The sequence below is a fragment of the Rhizobacter sp. Root1221 genome (genome assembly GCF_001425785.1).
Classification (GTDB): Bacteria; Pseudomonadota; Gammaproteobacteria; order Burkholderiales; family Burkholderiaceae_C; genus Rhizobacter.
The window spans coordinates 194887-214146 of the sequence record NZ_LMDI01000001.1; the positions used below are offsets into that span (position 1 = coordinate 194887).

The following is a 19260-nucleotide window of genomic DNA, read 5'->3' on the forward strand; positions in this document are numbered from 1 at the left end:
TTTGGGCGTGCCTGTCCACACGACATGGAGCCGGTGCTCCCATCGCGCTACGGCAATCTGTGGGCTATTTGTTGGCTGTACGTGTCCGGGACGGGCGCCGCATCAATGAAGGCGACGCGCCAGCTGCAGCCTTGCAAGCATGTGGACGTTCCACTCCGCCGGGGCGTCACGCTCCAGCGCGAACTGGCGCGTGTGGTCGACGGCAACGTTCGGTCCCCGGGCGAATCCTGTCGCCGTGGCGAACAACGTCGACACCCGGCCGCCGTCTTCCACGGCCTGCAGGACCTCGCCAACTTCGGCGACCTGCGGACCGGCGAGCCAGTCGCACAGCCACTTGTCGATGACGCCCCACTCAACGTGTGTCACGACACCTTCGACGTCCTGGGAGACACGAGAGACGACACACAGGCAGCCGTTGTGCCTCTGCTCCTCCATCACGCGCCGGAACACCTCCGGCCATGCAACTGCGTCCGTGCCTTCGACTCCATCGCGCGAAGGCACCACATTCCTCTTTGGATTCTTCATTTGCCACTGTTCCTAAATCGCGGGCGAATCGTCGTGAGGTCAGCCAGCCGGGAGGCCATAGCATCGACGGCGATTCATCCGTTCACAACGAGCCGCGCCTTCGTCAGGACCTCTGTTGAGCGGAGGTCCGTTCAGACTGCGTTGTGTCCGTCGTCGAGGATGCGGATTGCCTCATGGTCACGTGACCGGCACGGCCGTGAGTCCGTGAGGAAACAGCCGATGACAAGATCACGAAAATGGGGGCCGCGGCAGCGGGCTCAGCGCTCCACTGCCACGGGAACTCCGTGCAACTCGACGTGGACAGACCGGCGAGGTCCACGACCTCGCCGGTTCACGTGAGGCTTCGGGGAGGGCGGTCCAGCCCGCCCACGCGAACGGTCCCAACGAGCGATGGGACCACGGGCACCAACGGAGGAGACGATTCGGGCTTGCCGACGGGCTCGGGCAGAGCGGTCAGCGCGCTCGGAAATGCGCTGCAATCAGCCAACGCATGCTGCATTGACGCCACTGACTCGTCTTGGTGGACATCGTCGCTGTGTGCGTCGTGGTGATGGCTCGCCTTCGCGAAATGCATGAACTCATGCATCTCCGCAGCATCTGTGGCGACGACGACGCGGGTGCCGGCGAAAGCCATGGCTTGCCAGAAGAGACATATCACAGTGACGATGACGAACATGCGAGCCATCATGCGAGTGTACTGAGGCTTGCACGACAAAGAATCACCGGCTTGAGGGGGCGTGGTGACCGCGGTCAAGCAGATTGAGCGATTGGAGGGCCTGCAGGCGCGGTGGAAACTTCTTGCAGCAGCCGCCCGAGGAGGTTGGCCAACGGCATCAACCACTCGATGATGCGAGCCGCCCGCTCGGCGCCGAGCCGGACCACGACGTCCCGTTCGGTCAAGCTTCTTGCGCACTAGGCTAGACTTCGGGCCCATGCACCGCACCTGGATCATCGTCATGCTGATGCTGTCTGCCTTCTGGCAGAGCGTTGCCATGGCCGGTGAACTCCCTGCGTTCGAGAGCCAGGACGACGCCGAACACGCCTTGATGCACTGGCATGGCGAAGCGCACCACCACCACGACGATGGCTCGCTGTCCCAGGACGACTCGGATGAGTCGATCCAGCACCTGATGGCCGACGCGTCGCTCAGCACCTACGTGCTCTGGACGGAACCGCCGTCGGTTGCGGTGCTTCCTCTGGTCACCACCCTGGTCGGAACCGACCACAAGCCGGTCGAAGCCCCCGTCCTCGACGGACCCAGACGACCTCCTAGACAACTCGACTGAACACGTCGTTCTTGCGGGCGCGCTTGCCCGTGAGCCGCTCTCGTGTCGACTGCCACTGCCGTCACGTGCCCGTGAGGGCCGCAGCTGGTCGACCCACGTTCAGTCAGGAGTTCCGTGAACCCGTTCAGATGGACCTTCGGCCGCATTGCTGCGGCCTGCTGGGCCGCGGCGGCAGTTGCCGCCCATGCCCAATCTGTGCCGCCAGCCGATGGCGCGCCGGCCGCCAATCCCTACCGTGCCGCGTTCGAAAGCGCCTGGCAGCGCTCCCTGCAGCGCCGCGAATCCGCCGCGTTGTCCGGCCGCGCACGGGCCGAACAACAAGGCGCGTCGAGTTGGACACCGGAAGCCGCCGCGCTCGAGGTGAACACCCTCGATGACCGGTGGCACAACAACACGGGCCGAAAGGAAGCCGAGATCGGCGTCGTCGTGCCCGTGTGGTGGCCCGGTCAACGAAGCGCGCGGGCCGCGGTGGCCGAGGCCGAACTGCAACTCGCCGAGGCTTCCACCCACGCTGCCCGCCTGCGTCTGGCCGCCCAGGTCATCGACGCAGGCTGGTCATGTTCGGCCGCGGTGGCGGACCAACAGGTGGCCGACTCGCGGCACCGCTTTCTCGCGGAGCTTGGAAACGACGTCGAACGCCGGGTGAAAGCCGGAGACCTGGCGCCGGCCGACGCATTGGCGGCGCGCGCCGACGCCTTGGAGGCGCGTTCGCTCGCCGATGAAGCGGCACGCCGGACCCAGGCATCCGAGTCCACCTGGACGCTTCTGACGGGCGTGCCGACGTGCCCAATCGGCCCGGAGTCTTCTCCGCCGCCCGGGACTGTAGGCGCCTTCGACGTGTCGTCGCACCCGGAAGCGGTCCGCGCGCAAGTCGCGCTCGAGGCCGCCCGCCGCCGGCTGGAGGTCGTGCAAGCCTCGCGGCGCGACCCGCCCGAAGTCAGCGTGCGATACCGTCAGGAGTCCTCGGGCTCCAGCGAGGCCACGCAACGCGGGATCGGCATCGGCCTGCGCGTCCCGTTCGGCACCGACGCTCGGAGCAAGCCAGTCGAGGCGGCTGCGCTGGGCGACTTGAACCAAGCAGAGCTCGCGCTCGAACGCGTGAGGGAGCGACTCGTCGCCGACGAGCGCATGGCGCGTTCCACCCTCGAAGGCGCTTCCGTGCAACTCGATCACGCACGGGCCCGAGCCCAAGCCTCTCGCGAACGCTCGCGACTGCTCGACAAAGCGTTCAAGGCGGGCGAGGCGTCGCTGCCGGACGTGCTGCGTGCCGCCCAGTCCGCCGCGCTGGCGGACGCGCAGCTGGCGCGACTGACGTCAGCCCTTGGCCAAGCCCTGGCCAAGCATCATATTGCTCTCGGAATCCTCCCATGAATCTCTTCTCTCTCAAGTTGCGTCCTCGCCAGGCGTGGCTCGTGTTCCTTGCAGCGGCCATGCACGCCGCCTTGGCTTCGCCGGGCGCTCATGGCCCCAATGGCGAACACCTAGATGCGCCTGGCCAGGCGCAAGTAGCAGGAGGCAACGTGCCCCGCTTCGAAACGAAATCCGAGACGTTCGAGCTCGTCGGTCGCCTGCAGGGCGGCGAACTGTCGATGCTGATCAACCGCTTCGAAACCAACGAGCCGGTGCTGGAGGCAAAGGTTGAGATCGAGTCCGGCGACCTCAAGGCCCCCGCCAAGTTCCACGCCGACATGGGCGACTATGCCGTCGATGACGCGGCCATGCTGAAGCGACTGGGCGAAGCGGGCGAGCACCCGATCGTCGTCACGGTGATCGCGGGCAAGGACACGGACCTGCTCGACGGAACGCTGTTGGTTCGGGGGGCGGAGGCCGCCGGGGACGACCATGGTGCCCAGGCCGACCACGGCGCCCATGGCCACGAACACGATCGCCGCTGGTGGTTCGCGCTCGGCGGGGTCGCCGCGCTGGCCATCGCTTTCATGGCGGGCCGCTTCAGCGCCCGCGCGACTCGCCACGCCGGAGGTGTGCAATGAACACGACCTCGATCCGCTGCCGAGCAGCCGCAGTGGCGTTCTTCGTGGGACTCGCGGTCTATGCGGGCGCCAGGGCTTCGCCAGGTGCCCATGGTCCGAACGGCGAGCACCTCGACGGCGCTGTGGCACCTGCCATGTCGGGTCTGGCCCGATTGCCCGACGGCAGCGTGAACATCCCGATGCTGGCGCAACGTCGCCTGGGCATCCGCACCAAGCTGATCCCCGAAGGTGACGCTGCCGCCACGGTGGAACTGGCCGGACGCGTGGTCGTCGACCCCAACGCCGGCGGGCGCGTGCAGTCGGTGCACGGGGGACGACTGGAGCCCGGCGCCCGCGGTTTGCCCGTCGCGGGCCAACCGGTGAAGCAAGGTGAGGTACTTGCGTACGTCCGTCACCACGCCGAGCCGTATGCCGAAGCAGCGCAGCGCGGCCAACTGGCGCAACTCAAGAGCAATCGGCGGATCGCCGAAGCCCGGGTGCAGCGCCTGGAATCACTGGAGGGAACGGTTCCGCGCAAGGAGATCGATACCGCGCGTCTGGAGCTGCAGGGCCTGTTTGCGCAGGAGAAGGCGGTTGGGGGAAGCCTTGGCGCGCGGGAGCCCCTCGTGGCCCCGGTGTCAGGGGTCGTGTCCAGGGTGGATGCAACGCTGGGCCAGATCGTCGATGCTCGCGAGGTGTTGTTCGAGGTGGTGGATCCGGCCCGTGTCCTCATCGAGGCCACAACATCCGACCCATCATTGGCCGCCACGCTCGGCACGGCAACGCTCCGCGACGTACCCGGCGTGCAGCTGCAGCTGTTGGGTGCCGCTCGCAGTCTTCGCGACGGCGTGCTGCCATTGACGTTCCGTGCGCAGGCGGCGGCCAAACCCGAGGCGCCGGTGCTCGCCATCGGCCAACCGGTCACGGTGGTGGCGATGCAGAAGTCCCGCACCAAGGGTTTCGTGCTGCCAGCGCAGGCCGTGGTGCGCAACAGTGCAAACGAATCGGTCGTCTGGATCAAATCGGGCGCCGAGCGCTACATCCCGCAGCCGATCCGGTATCGCGCGCTCGATGCAGGCACGGTGGTGGTGACCACTGGTCTCGGCGCGGACAATCGAGTCGTGGTCGAAGGCGCCGCGCTGATCGCCCAGATCCGCTGAACAGGGAACGACCACATGTTCAACTGGATTGTCCGAACCAGCCTGCACAACCGCATCTTTGTGCTGGCGATCGCGGCGCTGCTGCTGGTCTACGGCGGCATCACGGCGTGGCGCACGCCGGTCGACGTCTTCCCCGACCTCAACAAGCCGCTGGTGACCGTGCTCACGGAAGCGGGCGGCATGGCGCCTGAAGAAGTGGAGCAGTTGGTGACCTTTCCGTTGGAAAGGGCGCTGAACGGCATGCCTGGGGTCACCCGTGTACGCTCGACCTCTGGCGTGGGCTTGTCCATCGTCTACGCCGAATTCGACTGGGGCACCGACACCTACCGCAACCGCCAGCTCGTGGCCGAACGCCTGGCGGTGGTGCGCGAGCAGATGCCAGCCGAGATCACCCCGGTGATGGGGCCGGTGTCGTCGATCATGGGTGAGGTGATGCTGATCGCGTTGCCGTTGTCCAGCGCAGAAGGCAAGGGCGCCGCGGCCACGCCGATGCAGGCGCGGGAGTACGCTGACTTCACGTTGCGCCCTCGATTGCTGTCTATCCCGGGTGTGTCGCAGGTCATCCCGATCGGGGGTGAGGTGCGCCAATTGCGTGTGGAGCCGGACACGGCGCGCCTTGCGCAGTTCGGCGTCTCCCTGACCGAGGTCGAGCAGGCCCTTCGTGGCTTCTCCAGCAATGCGGGCGGCGGATTCATCGACCTCAACAGCCGTGAGTTCCTGATCCGGCACGTGGGCCGCACCAGCCGGGTTGAGGACCTGCGGGGCATCGCGGTGTCATGGAAGGACGGTCGACCGATCCTGCTCGAGCAGGTGGCCCAGGTGAACTTCGCCGCGGCGATGAAGCGAGGCGACGCAGGCTACAACGGCCTGCCGGCCGTGATCGTGAGCGTCCAGAAGCAACCTGCGGCGGACACGGTGCAGATCACCGGGGCCATCGAAGCGGCACTCAAGGAACTCCGGCAGGGGGTGCCGGCCGGATTGGCCGAACCGCGGGTGCTCTTCCGTCAAGCCGACTTTATCGAAGCGTCCACCGGCAACGTGGCGGAAGCGCTGCGTGACGGGGCGATCATGGTGGCCATCGTGCTGTTCGCGTTCCTGCTGTCTGCACGCACAACATTCATCTCATTGATCGCGATCCCCCTGTCCCTGGCTGTTGCGGCTATCGCGTTCAAACTTCTCGGGCAGTCGATCAACGTGATGACCTTGGGTGGTCTAGCCATCGCGGTGGGCGAACTGGTGGACGACGCGGTGGTCGACGTCGAGAACATCCTGAGGCGGCTCAAGCAGAATCGCACCGCTGCCGACCCACTGCCAATCCTGGAAGTGGTGAGGCGAGCCAGCGTCGAGGTGCGCTCCGGGATCGTCTATGCCACGGTGATCGTCGTGCTGGTATTCGTGCCCCTTTTTGCGCTGCCGGGCATCGAGGGTCGGCTCTTCTCGCCGCTCGGCATCGCGTACATCGTGTCGATCCTCGGGTCCATGCTGGTTTCGATGACCGTTACACCGGTTCTGTGCTTTTACTTGCTGCCGCGCATGAAGCGCATCGGGCACGGCGACAGCCCCCTCGTGGCTCGTCTCAAGCGCTTGGACGAGTGTGTGCTGAACTGGTCGTTCCCGCGGGCCCGATGGTTGATTGGTGGCGCAGCCGCGGCCGTGGTGCTCGCCGCGGCCAGCGTTCCGTTCTTCCCCCGGGCGTTCCTGCCCGCCTTCAATGAGGGATCGTTGGTGCTCGGCATGGTCTTCAACCCGGGGACGGCGCTGGCCGAGGCCAACCGCATGGGATCGTTGGCCGAGACGCTGATCGCCGAGGTGCCCGAGGTCACGCAGGTGGGGCGCCGAACGGGGCGCGCCGAACTCGACGAACACGCCGAAGGCGTTCACGCGGCCGAGATCGACGTCGACTTGAAGCGGTCCGAGCGCGGCCGCGAAGCCATCATGGCCGACATCCGTGCGCGTCTGTCAGTGCTGCCCGCGCAAGTAGCCATCGGTCAACCGATCTCGCACCGCCTGGACCACCTGCTGTCAGGCGTGCGGGCCCAGATCGCACTGAAGATCTTCGCGGACGACACCGACACGCTGCGGGGCCTGGGCGAGCAGACGCGCCAGCGCCTTGCGACGATACCGGGGCTGGTAGACCTCACGGTCGAAAAGCAGGTGCTGATCCCTCAGATCACCGTGAGGATCGATCAGCGCAAGCTTGCGCAGACGGGCCTTGCTCCGGGCGAGGCGGTGCGCCTGCTGCGCGCGTTGACCGACGGCGCCCACGGTGCCGAGATCGTCGATGGTGCGCGGCGCTACGAACTGGTGCTGCGGCTGCCGGACGCGGCCCGCAGTCCACAGGACCTGGCCCGCACGCTGATCGACACGCCGGCCGGTCGGCTGCCGGTCTCGACATTCGCCACTGTCGAAGAGAACGACGGGCCGAACCAGATTGGCCGTGAAAACGGACGCCGCCGAATCGTGGTGTATGCCAACACCGATGGCAGCGACATGGGGCGTGTCGTTCGGGACATTCGAGCGGCCATTGCGGAGACTAAACTGCCCCCGGGAAGCTTCATCAGTCTGGAAGGACAGTTCCAGGCGCAGGAGCAGGCCACGCGACTCATCATCGGCTTGTCGCTGGTCTCGTTGTGCTTGATCTTCGTGGTGCTGTACGCGCGCTACCGGTCGGCTGTGCTGGCAAGCGTCATCATGGCGAACATTCCGCTCGCGCTCATTGGCAGCGTGGGGGCGATGTGGCTTGCCGGCGTCAGTCTGTCGGTGGCGTCGATGGTGGGCTTCATCACGCTCGCCGGCATTGCCACGCGCAACGGCATCCTGAAGATCAGCCACTACATCAACCTGTGCAAGTTCGAGGGGGAGGGCTTTGGTCAGGCGATGATCGTCCGGGGCTCCCTGGAACGGCTCACCCCCGTGCTGATGACGGCGCTCGTCGCGGCATTCGCACTGACACCGCTGTTGTTTGCGGCCGATGCCCCGGGCAAGGAGATCCTGCATCCCGTCGCGGTCGTCATCTTCGGCGGCCTCGTCAGTTCAACCGTGCTCGACACGCTGCTGACCCCGCTCCTCTACGCGTGGGTGGGCAGGAGGTCGACCGAGCGCCTGTTGTCCGCAGACACCAGAGACGGTGGCGGGGCTCCGTCGACGGAAGGGCTCCAAGAAGCGTTCTGATCTCGCCTGGTTTCAAGGCCTTCGGGCGCCGCCTCTCCAAGCGCGCCGCATTTCATGAAAGTTCGACCATGAAGCAAAACAAGCTCTCTCTCATTGCCGCATCGTTCCTCACCAGCGCCGCACTCTTGTCCGGCCAAGCCGCATGGGCCCATGGTGCGGCCGAGCCTCAGCACGGGGGCATCGTGCAAACGGCAGCCGACCTGTCGTTCGAACTGGTGACCGCAGCGACCGGCGCGGTGGTCTACGTGACGGACCACGACGAACCGTTCGACGCCAGCAAGCTCTCCGGCAAGCTGACGGTGCTCGATGGGGAAGCCAAGAGCGAAGCCAACCTGGAAGCCACGGGCGGCAACAAGCTCGAGGCGAAGGGGCTCAAGCTCAACAAGGGCGCCAAGGTCGTCGCATCGCTCAAGACGGCGGGCCGCAAGACGATCACGGTTCGTTTCACGGTGAAGTGACGCTGTGAGCGCCGAGGCTTCGCACCGCTGGCCCGCGTACCGGGGCGGCCTGCTCGCGCTGCTGGCCGCGGCGCTGTTCGGGGTCAGCACGCCGCTGGTGCAGCGGTTCGGTGCGGGGCTCGGACCGTTCACCACCGCGGCATTGCTGTACGCAGGGGCCGCGACGGTCGGTGCGTTCTCGCGCCGGCCATCGGAACTGGAAGCCCGTCTGCTGCCCGCCGACTGGCCTCGCCTGCTGGCGATGGCCGGCTTCGGGGCGGTGCTCGGCCCGGCGCTGATGGCGTGGGGTCTGCAGCACACCAGCGGCACCGGCGCATCGTTGATGCTCACGTTGGAAGCTTTTTTCACGGCGCTCCTGGCTCGGTGGCTCTACCGGGAGACGATGGACCGCCGCGTCTGGCTTGCGATGGTGCTGCTGCTGTTTGGCGGCGTTGCTCTGGTATTGGATCAAGGGCGGGCCGGATCTGCGCAGACCATGGGATTGGTTGCCGTCCTGCTCGCCACAGCCGCGTGGGGTACCGATAATACGTTGTCCCGTGCGCTCGCCGAGCGCGACCCGAGCCAAGTCGTGCTCGGCAAGGCCGCCGTTGGCACGGTGGCGTCCACCGCCATCGCTCTGGTGTTGGCCGAGCCACTTCCGGCCGCGACTTCGGTTGTCGCACTGCTGTTGGTGGGGGGCACAGGCTACGGCCTCAGCTTGCGGTTCTACCTTCTGGCTCAGCGGGCGTTCGGCGCCGCACGCACGGGGTCGGTCTTTGCCTTCGCACCGTTCATCGGCGCGGCCGTGGCGTTCGCTTTCGGAGACCGCGGCGGCTCAGGCTTGCTGCTGGCCGGTGGCGCCTTGATGGCCACGGGCGTGCTGCTGCACCTCGCGGAGTCGCACGAGCATCCGCATGCTCACGGACGGCTGGAGCACGAGCATGCCCATCGGCATGATGATGGGCACCACGACCACACACACGATGTGATGCCGGACCGAGAGCACAGCCATCTCCATGTGCACGAGCCGCAGCGACATGCGCATCCGCACGTGCCGGATGCCCATCATCGACACGAGCATTGACCAGCTGATCGTGAGATGAACGTCGAGCCGTGATCCGTTCACCCGCGGTGGTTGCGGCGCCCCATCAAGGTCGACAGGGAGATCCCGAGCGACCTGGTCAAGCGCGACGAGTCACTGGCCGCTCCAGTCGCCGACGTCGATGCCGCGGCCGGTGGCGGGGCCCCCGGCGCCGTGCCGACGCATGATGGCGCGCGGCAGTTGCACGCTGGGTGGCCCCCGAGGCGCCCCTAACTTCAAGGCCTCTGCTGCCCAGGCTGGCGTACGCATCAATCGTGTGAAGGTCGGCTCACTGATGCCTGATGCCATGGCTTGTGCGTACGATGCACGCCCCCGCAGAGCAGTCAAGCCAATGTATTGACAACAGCTATACGTCGGTTATGATGTGTAGCTGTTGTACACCCACCAAGGAGAAGCTCATGCGTGACGCCGCCATCAACCTGCGCGCACTCCCCGAGCAGCGCGACCTGATCGACCACGCCGCGAGCTTGCTGGGCAAGAACCGTTCGGACTTCATGCTGGAGGTTGCTTGCGAACGCGCGCAGGCCGTGGTGCTCGACCAAGTCTTCTTCGCTCTGGACGACGACAAGTTCCAGCAATTCACGGCCTTGCTCGATGCCGCGCCTGCCGCCAATCCGGGGCTCGAGCGACTGATGGCGGTGAAGGCGCCTTGGCACTCCGGCCAAGCATGAGCCTGCAGTTGTCGGTTCCCCAGCCGCTGGCCGCCACGCACCAATTGGCCGAGTTCGAGTGTGGAGAGCCCGCACTGGACGATTGGCTCAAGCGCCGCGCGCTGTCCAATCACTTGAGCGGCGCCAGTCGCACCTTCGTCGTGGCGGATCCGGAGGGGCGTGTTTTCGGCTACTACGCGCTGGCCGCCGGCGCGGTGTCCCATCACGACGCGACGGGCTCGGTCAAACGCAACATGCCCGATCCGGTGCCGGTCATGGTGCTGGCCAGGCTCGCGGTCGACCATCGGGCGCAGGGCATTAAGCTCGGCGCTGCCTTGCTCCAAGACGCCGTGAGCCGAAGTCTGGCCGTGTCGCAGCAGGCCGGCGTTCGCGCTGTGCTGGTCCATGCCTTGCACGACAGGGCCAAGCAGTTCTACGAGCACTACGGCTTCCAGGTGTCACCGTTGCATCCGATGACGCTGATGCTGCGCCTGGCCGACCAGCAACGAAACAGCCCCACGAGGACTACATCTTTCTTGTAGGCGTGCGCGAAGCTCGTCCTTGACCGCCTCGGAGGCGTGCACTGTGCGCGCGCTGGTGTTCGGCCCGTAGTTCGCTGGGGAGCCGCGGCGCCGCCGTGCTGGCCAGCGGGCCCAGACCCGAACCTGCCGGACCCGCCGGGCAGCTGGCTGGCGCGAGCAGCGAAACCGTGCGCCCGACGGGGGGAGGGCGAGGAGGGGCGGGAACGGCGCCAGCAGTTCGAACAGCAGCGGCAACTGCTTGTCGTGCAACCGGGCGGCCCGAGCGGCACGCCGCTGGCCAGCAACGTCGGCCTCATACACAGACTTGCGCCGTGCCGCTGTTTGCCGCCAAACTGATTGGCATCGTACTGGCCGGGAGGAAAAGCAATGGACAGCTACGCAAACGAGGTCATGGCTCAACCGTCCGGCAAAGAACGCTACCGGGCATTCCGCCGCCGACTGCTGGAGAGCGTTGCGCAGGAGCCGCAGCCAGCCTGGCTAGCTTGGCGGCAGGACGATGAAGAGACGGATCAATGCCACCCGCTGCAGGGTCTGCGACGCCGTGTCGTGGCGATGCGCGAGCAGCTGTACTGGCGCCATGGCAACGACCGCGGCTTGAGCGAAGAGCCCAGCGCGGATGTGCGACGCGCGCTTGGCATTCCAAGCGGATTGCGTTTGTCTTATCCCCTGTCGCGTCGGTTGCTGCAGAGTACGGCCGGGGCGTTCGCGCCGCCGCACCTCATGATGCGCATCGCGCGCCGTGAACTCCAGAACGTTCGGACCTATCACGGTCGGAGGCTGCTGTTCTCGGCGGTCCTGCATCGCTTCTTCGTGTCTGGCGAGTCGCTGCGCCTCACCGATGCGCTGGACTTCGCCCTGCTCCGTCTGGAGGGCAAGGTGACCCATGGACAGCTGCGCGAGATCGAGCCGCGCAGCGTCCATTGGGTGCGTGCGTTCTACAAGCTCGGCGTTCGCACGGCGCCGGCGTTGCTCGAGTGCTTCCGCCAGCGTCGCGATTCCGACGACGGTCCCTTGATCGAACTGCTCGTCGACGAGAAGGTGATCCAGGCGCCAGCGGAGTTGGCAGCCTGGCCCGCGAGGCCGCACTACGCGGGGCATGTTCGTCGGGTGGCACCGGACCAGATGGGCTCCGCTCGGGCGGTGGTCCAGTGTCTGATGCAACTGGGCGTTCCGCGCGCGGCTATCGCCAAGGCTTGCCAGGACGACCATCCCAACTTTCGACACGTTCGCCTGCTGGAGAACCTGGTGATCCTCGAAGAGCACGATATCTGCGTACCGACCGTCGCCGCCGGGGTTGGCAAGTTCCTGTGGGCCGCGTCACCGCAACGCTGGCGCTTTCTGGTTGACGTGTTGCGGTTGCGCGCCGCCGAGGACTTGGTGCTGTTTGTCGAACTGCTCCGGCGCGATTCAGAGATGAATACCGACCTTGCGGAGGCACTGCTGAGCCTGCAGGCTACGCCGCGGGGCATGGCGGATTGTCAGCAGGTGCTGCTTCTTGGTGCCGAGGACCCGGCTGCGCCCGTGCGTGCGCTCGAACGCCTATCCCTGCCACCGTTCTCGTTCACCCCCAGTGAGTTCGGACGCGTGCGCGACTTTGCGCATGACGATGGTCCCCTTGAAGCCTTCTTGGACTGCTTGGCACGCCATGGGGTCGTTGCGCCGCAGGAGGTGCTGGCCTTCGAGCGGTGCTACCACCGCCGCATGTCGCTCGACAACTTCGCACGCCTGCTGGACATCGGCGTTGCGTGCCGCGGAGGTGCGCCCGTGGTTGAGTTGGCCGACTGGGTAAACCGCGCCGCTCGAATTGACAAGGTGGATGCTTGCGAGGTGGCCGCAGATCTCTTGCGGCTGGGCACGCTGCTCGATCTGGATCGGATGTTGGCGGTCGCGCCGCTGGGAGCCTCGGTCCTGCGATACCTGATCGTCGAAAAGCGGGTGAAGCCGCTCGACAAGCTCCTGCGCTGGTTCTACCACGACGCACCGGGAGTGCTTGAGGTCAAGCTGTGGGGGCCTCTGGGTGATATCGAACGCGTGATGCTGGATGATGCCTTCGAACGCCGGCGCTTCAACGTTGTGAATCACAACGTCGGCTGCGCTTATGCCGCCGGGCGACATCGGGCTGCCGCCCAGCTGCGACCGCGGCCGGCGTACTCTGACCGGGCTGCCTGCGACGCCTACAACCGCACATTGGACCGGCTGATCAACGAGCAGCGGGCGGCGCTGGTGCAGCAGATGCGAGAGGTGCTGTTGCTGACTGGCGGCGTGCTGCTGACCAGCTTGCTGGACGCCGGGAGCGCCGAAGAAGCCCGGACGAGACTCGAGGCTTTCAAGCCGCTGCTGGCCGATCTGGTCGCAGGACGCGGTCCCGCAGTTCCGCAGCTGAGCCCACTGGAGGCCGAGGCCGTGGCGCTCGTGTATGGCATCTCGCCCGCCGGCGTCGAACAGCTTTGGCCGGAGCTTGTCGGGCATGAGCAGGACCTCTCCGCGCTAGCCCTGGCGGACCACTACCCGATGCGCTGGCGCCAGGCACATCGCCGCCTGCGCGACGGTGCACGACTCGACGAGAAGGGGCTTGGCGCCATAGCGCGCCTTCCGAGCCTGGTCAATGCGTTCAACGCCCGGTGGAAGTCGGACATGTTCGATGCCTGCAAGGGCCTGCGGCCGAGCCGCATCGACGATGACGCCGCCGACGTCGACGGGCTTCTGCATCACCTCGCGGTCCTGTGCGCCATTGCGTCCGGCGATGATCAGGTGGCGGCGTCTCTGTGCCGTTGGCAGGATAGCCGAGACGGATTGCTCGGCGGCAGCGTGCCCTACGGCGAGTTGGAGCACTTGCGAACGTTCTTCGAGACGATCCTCCCCGATGCGCTCGATTCACAGGCACCGGTGCGCTTGCGCCGGCTTGCCGGCGAGCCGGCTGCACGACTGATTCAGCGCCTGGGGGTGAAGATTCAGCCTGACATCAAGCTCGACCGCGACCGCCTGGTGCAGGCGATGGCCGCCACGCGCAGCCGCGTGCTGCCGGTCTATCTCAAGTGGAACGCCCGTGAGCGTGGCAAGTTCCCCAAGGTGGGCCAGCAGCATGCCGAGACGGTGCTGCACGCCGTGGTCTCGAAGACGCCCGCTGCCTTCTTCGCCAAGGAAGCGGTCGGGCTGTGCACGCGCCATGACGTCCACATGTGGAAGGAAGCCCGGCACGCTCACCTCCTCGTCTTTGATCCCACGCAAAGATGCCTCGCAGGCATGGCCATGCTGTACGTCGAAGTCATCCCCGCGATCGATTCCATCCAGCCGACGCTGGTCATCCGGGCGTTGAACCCCGTGGCCCGATATGCGGCGGGGCACGACAGCACCTCCATCGTCGAGGCCTTCTTTGCCACGGCGATGACGATCGCCGCCGAAAACAACCTTGCGGCGGTGGCGTTTCCAGGCGACGGCGGCATGCACCTGCTGTCCAATGTGTCCGAAATCGAGAACGACATCCGTAAGCGCTACGTGAAGTCGGCGCAGAGCCGTTTTGGACTCGGGCCACTTCCGGTGGAGCAAGGAGGGGTGCTTGATCGTGCGGTGCGGGTCGAAGCGACCTTCCACGGCTATGCGGTGGGCGGCGGCGGGACGGTGTCGTCTCTGTACGTCATCTGGCGCGGTGCGGAGGCTGGCTCCGCGCAACCCCGGTTCCAGATCGACTAGGAGCGTTCTCTTCGACGAATCGACAACGTCAACGTCGGCTTTCGATTGCCTGTGGGCCTGCGCGACCAGCTCCAGAAGCTGGCCAGCGTCGAGCGCCGGTCACTCAACAGCCTGGTGGTGCAGCAATTGTCGCTAGCGGCTTGGCCGCCGCGGCGCACTGACCTCGGGGACCTGCTGCATGCGTTGGATCTGCCTTCGGTGCTGCGGCTGCGCAGCGAAAGCACAAGTTCGGACGTTGGCCGGCTTCTCGAGGTGACCCGGCTGCTCGGCGTCGAGCGCTTGCTATTGGCGGAGATCGCGATGCTCCAGCGCTGGGTTCGTCCGCTGGAGATCCTTCGCGATCTCGCACCAAGGGACTGATCGGGCGGTCTACCTGGCGTTGTCGTCGGAAGACACGGCCGCTTCAAGCACAGCAGCCGACCTTCGCTTTGGGCCGCGCTCCAGGGAGGCCACATTCTGTCGTGCAAGACGCAGGTGCGGCGGCCGGAACCGGCGTTGCCTCTGCCGACGCGACGGAGGCACAGCCGCAGCCCGATTCGCCTTGAGCCTTCTTCTCCTCGTCGAGCGCGCAGCACGCGGAGGCGCCTGATGTGGCAGGCCCGCCGCAGCAACCGTTCGCTGCAACGATTTCGATGAGGGGCACGCCCATGAAAACCGCGCCGGCCGGGCACGCGCCATTGAACTCTGCAGAGGCCTGCAGCGCCTGAGGCGCCTGCTCGCGCGGCAGACGGGTGAACCCGAAGCGCGGGAAATAGTCGGTGGCCGTCGTGGTGAGCAGGAATACATGGGCGATGCCGCTGCGCCGGGCTTCGTGCAGCAGCAGGCCGACCATCGCCTCGCCAATGCCCTGACGGTGCAGGCCGGGCGCGACGGCCACGGAGCGCATCAGCACGATCTGGTGTAGACCTCGGCACCCGCGACACCCACCACCTCCGTGCCGCTCTCGGCCACCACAAAGGTCGACAGATGGGCCTGCGCGCCATCCAACGGGAGTTGATTGGCCAGCAGCAGCGATTTAATGGCAGGCCAGTCGGCACGGTCGGCCTTGCGAAGAGAAACGGATTTCAGCGACATGATGGATCCTTCCGTTCAGATGCGGGCAGGCAGCGTTTTGCGTGGGGGCCGCTGGCTGGGTTGTGGCAGCTCGTGACGCTCGGCTTGGGCAGGCTCACTTGGTGGCAGGTTCGCCGTCCCCCGACGCCCCAATGATGTTGGGGTGGCCGACCGGATGCAGGCGCGGCTCCAAGGCATTGTGAATCGCAAGGCCGACAGCGGCGCCGACCAGCTGTGAGAGGACAAAGCCGGGTGCGCTGGCTGGTGCGATCCCGGCGAAACTGTCGCTGAACATGCGACCGAAGGCCGCAGCGGGATTGGCGAACGACGTCGATGCCGTAAACCAGTAGGCAGCGCCGATGAATGAGGCGACCATCGGTGCTGCGCGTCCCGCCGGCGCCCGCAAGATCACGAGCAGCAGCCCGGCCGTGGCGACGGCCTCGGCGATCCATTGGCCGGTTCCTGTCCTCACCTTGGCCGAGAACTGCAGAATCGGAAGGTCGAACATCGCGTGGGCCAACCAGGCGCCGAGCATCGCGCCCACCAACTGCGCAACAACGTACGGCAGCAAGGCGGCCTTCGGCAGTTCGCCGCGCCAAGCCATCACGGCACTGACCGCGGGATTGAAGTGCGCGCCGCTGATCGGACCGAACACCTCGATGAGGATGTACAGCCCGCCAACGGTGGCCAGCGTGTTCGCGAGGAGCGCCAAGGCCACGTTCCCGCCGGCCAGACGCTCCGCCATGATGCCCGAGCCAATCACGACAGCGAGCAGCAGCGCGGTGCCGAGTGCTTCGCCGGCGAGCTTGCGAGGCAGGTCCATGGTCAGCTTCTCGAAATCTCGCCCAGGGCCTGCTGCAGCTCGGCCTTGCTCATGGTTTCGAGCGGCAGTTGCAACAGCTGCAACATGCGGTAGCCGATGGCCTGGCGGGTCAGTTCAAACGCGCGCCGCTTGCCTTCGTCGCCGCCCTCGGCGTTCGACGGGTCGGGGTAGCCCCAGTGCACCTTGACCGGCTGGCCACCTGTGCCGCCGAAGAACACCGGGCACTGCTCGGCCGCGGCGCTATCGCAGACTGTGATCACGATGGACAGCGGGGGAGCTCCGTCGTTTCTGAACTCGTCCCAGCTCTTGCTGTGATAGCCGGTGGTGTCCACGCCGGCGTTCTGGAGGGCTTCCAGCGCGAAGGGATTGAGGCGACCGCTGGGCGCGCTGCCGGCGCTGAAGGCACGCGCGTCTTTGTCGAGCTTCTTGGCCCAGTGGTTGAGCATGCCCTCGCTGAGCACGCTGCGCGCGGAGTTGTGGGTGCAGAGGATGAGGAGGTTTGTGGTCATGACGGGTCTTTCCGATTCATTGGTTGCCGATCTCGCGCAGTTGACGCTGCAGCGACATCGCGTCCAGCGACTGCATTGGCAGCGACAGCATCAGCTGGATGCGCCGGCCGAGCAGCACCGCCGCGTGCTTAAAGGCCTCGCGCTTTTGATCCTCGTCGCCGTCGACGGCCGCCGGGTCCGGCAGGCCCCAATGCGCGGTCATCGGCTGGCCAGGCCAAGTGGGGCAGACTTCGCCAGCGGCGTTCTCGCAGACGGTGAAGACGAAATCCAGCTGCGGGGAGTCCGAGCGAGCGAACTCTTCCCAACTCTTGCTGCGGTAGCCATCGGTCGGGAGCTGCAGGTTCGCCAGTTCCTGCAATGCCAACGGATTCACGACACCGGTTGGATGGCTGCCGGCCGAATACGCCTTGAACTGCCCGCGGCCATAGTGGTTCATCAGGGCCTCCGCAAGGATCGAGCGAGCGGAGTTGCCCGTGCAAATGAATAGCACGTTGTAGGTGTTGTCTTCCACAAACACCTCAGCAGCAGGAGGAAGACGGCTTGGCTGCCGTCACAGAGATACCAATCGGCTTGCCGCGCGGAGTGGGCGCACAGCAGGCGGACGCTTGCGACGGTTCAGCCGCCTTCTCGCTGAATACCGGGATGTTGGCCAGCGTGTGGAAGTGCTCCCAGGCGATGCCCTGCGGATCGGTGACCCAGTGCTTCTCGCTCTGCGCGTAGCAGCAACTGGTCGCGCCTTCGTCGAACAATGCCATTTCTGCCGCCTCGGCCCGTTCCTTCAGCTCAGCCAGTTCCGTAGCGTCGTCAGTCTGGAATCCCAGGTGATCGACGCCAGCCTTGGCGCCGCGCGTGGAAATCGCGAAATTGATGCGCGGGTCTTCCAGCATCCACTTGGCATAGTCGCCTTCGATGCGGGCGGGTTCAGCGGCGAACAGCTTGGAGTAGAAGGCGACGCTCTCGGCAAGGTCGTCGACGTGAACATGAACGTGAAAGCGCTTCATCGTGGGTCCTTTGTCAGCATTGACAGGCAGTGGAAGTGGTGGCGGCCGGAAGGCAGGCCTCACCCTGGCAGCAGTTGGCGGTGAGGTAGCCGAGGAGCGCGTTCATGTGTGCGAACGACGCGCGGTAGATCAAGTTACGGCCATGACGCTCCTGAGTAACGAGGCCTGCGTTCGTCAGTTCCTTCAGGTGGAACGACAACGTGGCAGCCGGTACTTCCAGGTGCTCGGCCATCGTGCCGGGTGTGATGCCTTGCTGGCCAACGACCACAAGGGCGCGAAAGATCTGCAGGCGCAGGTCGTGGGCCAGCGCGGCAAGCGATCGGGTGACGTCCTTAATTTCCATCATACGATGATATTGGAACTATTGATGTATCACAAGCTGCAGCGCTGATTCTTTCGTCCCCCTACCGACGCTTCGCCGACACCCATCGCGGATTCCTGAGCACGGCTCGGGGCCAATGTGGATCGCTACTCCTTCATTGCGGTGGACTTGCACCACTTACTCCATGCCGGTCTCCCGGCCCACTCAAAATAGTGGTCGCCTCTCGATTTCTTGATGCGCCACACCGCAAAACCGCCATCATCCATGCCCGCCAAGCGTTCAACCACAGCCGTCCGGCTGATCCGGCCCGAGCCGATCGAAAGCCTCGTGGTCGCGGAGGAACTGTCCGGCCGCGGGGGCACCAACCGCTCACCAGGCCGCCCAGATCGGCGCAGACACCGACCGCGAGGCTTTGCTGGCTTGGCTGGCGCGCAGCGCCGACAGCCCGAACACGCTGGCCAACTGCAGCCGAGAGCTGGAGCGCTTGCTGTTGTGGTCGCTCGTCGAGGCCGGCAAACCACTGTCTTCGCTTACCCATGAGGATCTGCTCGTCTACCAGCGCTTCCTGGCCGACCCGCAACCAGGGACGGGAACCGGGAGATCTCCGGCTTGGCCCTTCGCGGTATGGAGTCATCGCCAAGCCTGATGGGCGGCAACGCCCGCTGGGCATCGCTGCACTGGAGGATAAAATCGTCCAGCGCGCATTGGTTGAAGTTCTCAACGCAGTCTACGAAGAAGACTTCCTGGGATTCTCCTATGACTTCCGACCGGGGCGCGGCCAGCACGATGCGCTGGATGCGCTCGCGGTAGGGATCGGGCGCAGGAAAGTGAACTGGATTCTCGACGCGGATGTCGCGGGCTTCTTCGACGCGGTCATGCAGCCCGCGTGAATCCCGCTCACGCCACGAAAACCCTCGCCGATACTCACTCCGGTGTTCCCGTCCCGGGTACAAGTGCATCCCGTCTATCGTGGCGTGCCAGCGACGGGCACCTATCCCAAGCGCCCCAGCGGCGCCTGC

20 protein-coding genes and 1 pseudogene are annotated in these 19260 nt (G+C 66.0%); 12 read left to right on the top strand and 9 right to left on the bottom strand.

The window, feature by feature from the left end; genetic code table 11:
• Positions 1-102: 102 nt before the first annotated feature.
• Together ASC87_RS00740 and ASC87_RS00745 are read right to left on the bottom strand one after the other, a co-directional pair.
• Positions 103-525, bottom strand: a complete 423-nt coding sequence (locus ASC87_RS00740; RefSeq protein WP_157603771.1) for a hypothetical protein — start codon at positions 523-525, stop codon at positions 103-105.
• Between the two features lie 331 nt (positions 526-856).
• Entirely contained in the window at positions 857-1201 is a 345-nt protein-coding gene (locus ASC87_RS00745) for a hypothetical protein (RefSeq protein ID WP_056655084.1), read from the bottom strand.
• Between the two features lie 256 nt (positions 1202-1457).
• Here ASC87_RS00745 and ASC87_RS00750 point away from each other — a divergent pair, with 256 nt between their 5' ends.
• From ASC87_RS00750 to ASC87_RS00800, 11 genes are all read left to right on the top strand, one after another.
• Positions 1458-1811 carry a hypothetical protein gene (locus ASC87_RS00750; RefSeq protein ID WP_056655088.1) on the top strand — a complete coding sequence of 118 codons (354 nt, stop codon included), beginning with the start codon at positions 1458-1460 and terminating at the stop codon, positions 1809-1811.
• A gap of 114 nt (positions 1812-1925) precedes the next feature.
• Positions 1926-3182 (top strand): TolC family protein, encoded by a 1257-nt coding sequence (locus ASC87_RS00755; protein WP_056655091.1) that lies wholly within the window; start codon positions 1926-1928, stop codon positions 3180-3182.
• A 149-nt stretch (positions 3183-3331) separates the two neighbouring features.
• Complete coding sequence (locus tag ASC87_RS00760) at positions 3332-3802, top strand: hypothetical protein (protein WP_235581994.1); 471 nt, start codon at positions 3332-3334, stop codon at positions 3800-3802.
• Positions 3799-4941, top strand: coding sequence for an efflux RND transporter periplasmic adaptor subunit (locus tag ASC87_RS00765; RefSeq protein WP_082568274.1), 1143 nt, complete (start codon positions 3799-3801; stop codon positions 4939-4941). Before ASC87_RS00760 ends, ASC87_RS00765 begins: the two co-directional genes overlap by 4 nt.
• A gap of 15 nt (positions 4942-4956) precedes the next feature.
• The gene (locus ASC87_RS00770; RefSeq protein WP_056655097.1) at positions 4957-8112 is read left to right on the top strand and encodes an efflux RND transporter permease subunit; all 3156 of its coding nucleotides are present in this window, start codon (positions 4957-4959) and stop codon (positions 8110-8112) included.
• 68 nt (positions 8113-8180) lie between these two features.
• On the top strand, positions 8181-8570 hold the full coding sequence (locus tag ASC87_RS00775) for a hypothetical protein (RefSeq protein ID WP_056655099.1): 390 nt from the start codon (positions 8181-8183) through the stop codon (positions 8568-8570).
• 4 nt (positions 8571-8574) lie between these two features.
• Complete coding sequence (locus ASC87_RS00780) at positions 8575-9633, top strand: DMT family transporter (protein ID WP_056655104.1); 1059 nt, start codon at positions 8575-8577, stop codon at positions 9631-9633.
• 416 nt (positions 9634-10049) lie between these two features.
• Positions 10050-10322 (top strand): DUF1778 domain-containing protein, encoded by a 273-nt coding sequence (locus ASC87_RS00785; RefSeq protein ID WP_056655107.1) that lies wholly within the window; start codon positions 10050-10052, stop codon positions 10320-10322.
• Complete coding sequence (locus ASC87_RS00790; RefSeq protein ID WP_056655110.1) at positions 10319-10843, top strand: GNAT family N-acetyltransferase; 525 nt, start codon at positions 10319-10321, stop codon at positions 10841-10843. Before ASC87_RS00785 ends, ASC87_RS00790 begins: the two co-directional genes overlap by 4 nt.
• Positions 10844-11209: 366 nt before the next feature.
• Positions 11210-14533, top strand: a complete 3324-nt coding sequence (locus ASC87_RS00795; RefSeq protein ID WP_056655113.1) for a hypothetical protein — start codon at positions 11210-11212, stop codon at positions 14531-14533.
• A 51-nt stretch (positions 14534-14584) separates the two neighbouring features.
• On the top strand, positions 14585-14893 hold the full coding sequence (locus tag ASC87_RS00800; RefSeq protein ID WP_056655117.1) for a hypothetical protein: 309 nt from the start codon (positions 14585-14587) through the stop codon (positions 14891-14893).
• A gap of 43 nt (positions 14894-14936) precedes the next feature.
• On the opposite strand, the gene ASC87_RS00805 is transcribed toward ASC87_RS00800, so the two are convergent.
• The 7 genes from ASC87_RS00805 to ASC87_RS00835 form a co-directional block, all read right to left on the bottom strand.
• Complete coding sequence (locus tag ASC87_RS00805) at positions 14937-15419, bottom strand: GNAT family N-acetyltransferase (protein ID WP_056655120.1); 483 nt, start codon at positions 15417-15419, stop codon at positions 14937-14939.
• Positions 15419-15607, bottom strand: a complete 189-nt coding sequence (locus tag ASC87_RS00810) for a hypothetical protein (RefSeq protein ID WP_056655122.1) — start codon at positions 15605-15607, stop codon at positions 15419-15421. The genes ASC87_RS00805 and ASC87_RS00810 overlap by 1 nt, the downstream gene beginning before the upstream one ends.
• Before the next feature lie 94 nt (positions 15608-15701).
• Positions 15702-16409, bottom strand: a complete 708-nt coding sequence (locus ASC87_RS00815) for an MIP/aquaporin family protein (RefSeq protein WP_056655124.1) — start codon at positions 16407-16409, stop codon at positions 15702-15704.
• 2 nt (positions 16410-16411) lie between these two features.
• Positions 16412-16918 carry an arsenate reductase ArsC gene (locus ASC87_RS00820; protein ID WP_056655127.1) on the bottom strand — a complete coding sequence of 169 codons (507 nt, stop codon included), beginning with the start codon at positions 16916-16918 and terminating at the stop codon, positions 16412-16414.
• A gap of 16 nt (positions 16919-16934) precedes the next feature.
• On the bottom strand, positions 16935-17429 hold the full coding sequence (locus ASC87_RS00825) for an arsenate reductase ArsC (RefSeq protein ID WP_056655841.1): 495 nt from the start codon (positions 17427-17429) through the stop codon (positions 16935-16937).
• A 7-nt stretch (positions 17430-17436) separates the two neighbouring features.
• Positions 17437-17919, bottom strand: a complete 483-nt coding sequence (locus tag ASC87_RS00830) for an ArsI/CadI family heavy metal resistance metalloenzyme (RefSeq protein ID WP_056655130.1) — start codon at positions 17917-17919, stop codon at positions 17437-17439.
• A gap of 13 nt (positions 17920-17932) precedes the next feature.
• Positions 17933-18262: a helix-turn-helix transcriptional regulator gene (locus ASC87_RS00835; RefSeq protein ID WP_056655845.1), complete on the bottom strand. Its 330-nt coding sequence runs from the start codon at positions 18260-18262 to the stop codon at positions 17933-17935.
• Between the two features lie 611 nt (positions 18263-18873).
• Between ASC87_RS00835 and ASC87_RS30460 the strand changes: the two are divergent.
• Positions 18874-19116, top strand: a pseudogene (locus ASC87_RS30460) (reverse transcriptase/maturase family protein); the annotation flags it as partial.
• Between the last annotated feature and the right edge of the window lie 144 nt (positions 19117-19260).

Bases quoted from the DNA above. Each gene is read 5' to 3' on its own strand.
- ASC87_RS00745 (WP_056655084.1), bottom strand. From the start codon at position 1,201: ATGTTCGTCATCGTCACTGTGATATGTCTCTTCTGGCAAGCCATGGCT.
- ASC87_RS00785 (WP_056655107.1), top strand. From the start codon at position 10,050: ATGCGTGACGCCGCCATCAACCTGCGCGCACTCCCCGAGCAGCGCGAC.
- ASC87_RS00775 (WP_056655099.1), top strand. From the start codon at position 8,181: ATGAAGCAAAACAAGCTCTCTCTCATTGCCGCATCGTTCCTCACCAGC.
- ASC87_RS00765 (WP_082568274.1), top strand. From the start codon at position 3,799: ATGAACACGACCTCGATCCGCTGCCGAGCAGCCGCAGTGGCGTTCTTC.
- ASC87_RS00815 (WP_056655124.1), bottom strand. From the start codon at position 16,409: ATGGACCTGCCTCGCAAGCTCGCCGGCGAAGCACTCGGCACCGCGCTG.
- ASC87_RS00805 (WP_056655120.1), bottom strand. From the start codon at position 15,419: ATGCGCTCCGTGGCCGTCGCGCCCGGCCTGCACCGTCAGGGCATTGGC.
- ASC87_RS00820 (WP_056655127.1), bottom strand. From the start codon at position 16,918: ATGACCACAAACCTCCTCATCCTCTGCACCCACAACTCCGCGCGCAGC.
- ASC87_RS00790 (WP_056655110.1), top strand. From the start codon at position 10,319: ATGAGCCTGCAGTTGTCGGTTCCCCAGCCGCTGGCCGCCACGCACCAA.
- ASC87_RS00795 (WP_056655113.1), top strand. From the start codon at position 11,210: ATGGACAGCTACGCAAACGAGGTCATGGCTCAACCGTCCGGCAAAGAA.
- ASC87_RS00750 (WP_056655088.1), top strand. From the start codon at position 1,458: ATGCACCGCACCTGGATCATCGTCATGCTGATGCTGTCTGCCTTCTGG.
- ASC87_RS00810 (WP_056655122.1), bottom strand. From the start codon at position 15,607: ATGTCGCTGAAATCCGTTTCTCTTCGCAAGGCCGACCGTGCCGACTGG.
- ASC87_RS00835 (WP_056655845.1), bottom strand. From the start codon at position 18,262: ATGGAAATTAAGGACGTCACCCGATCGCTTGCCGCGCTGGCCCACGAC.
- ASC87_RS00770 (WP_056655097.1), top strand. From the start codon at position 4,957: ATGTTCAACTGGATTGTCCGAACCAGCCTGCACAACCGCATCTTTGTG.
- ASC87_RS00740 (WP_157603771.1), bottom strand. From the start codon at position 525: ATGAAGAATCCAAAGAGGAATGTGGTGCCTTCGCGCGATGGAGTCGAA.
- ASC87_RS00830 (WP_056655130.1), bottom strand. From the start codon at position 17,919: ATGAAGCGCTTTCACGTTCATGTTCACGTCGACGACCTTGCCGAGAGC.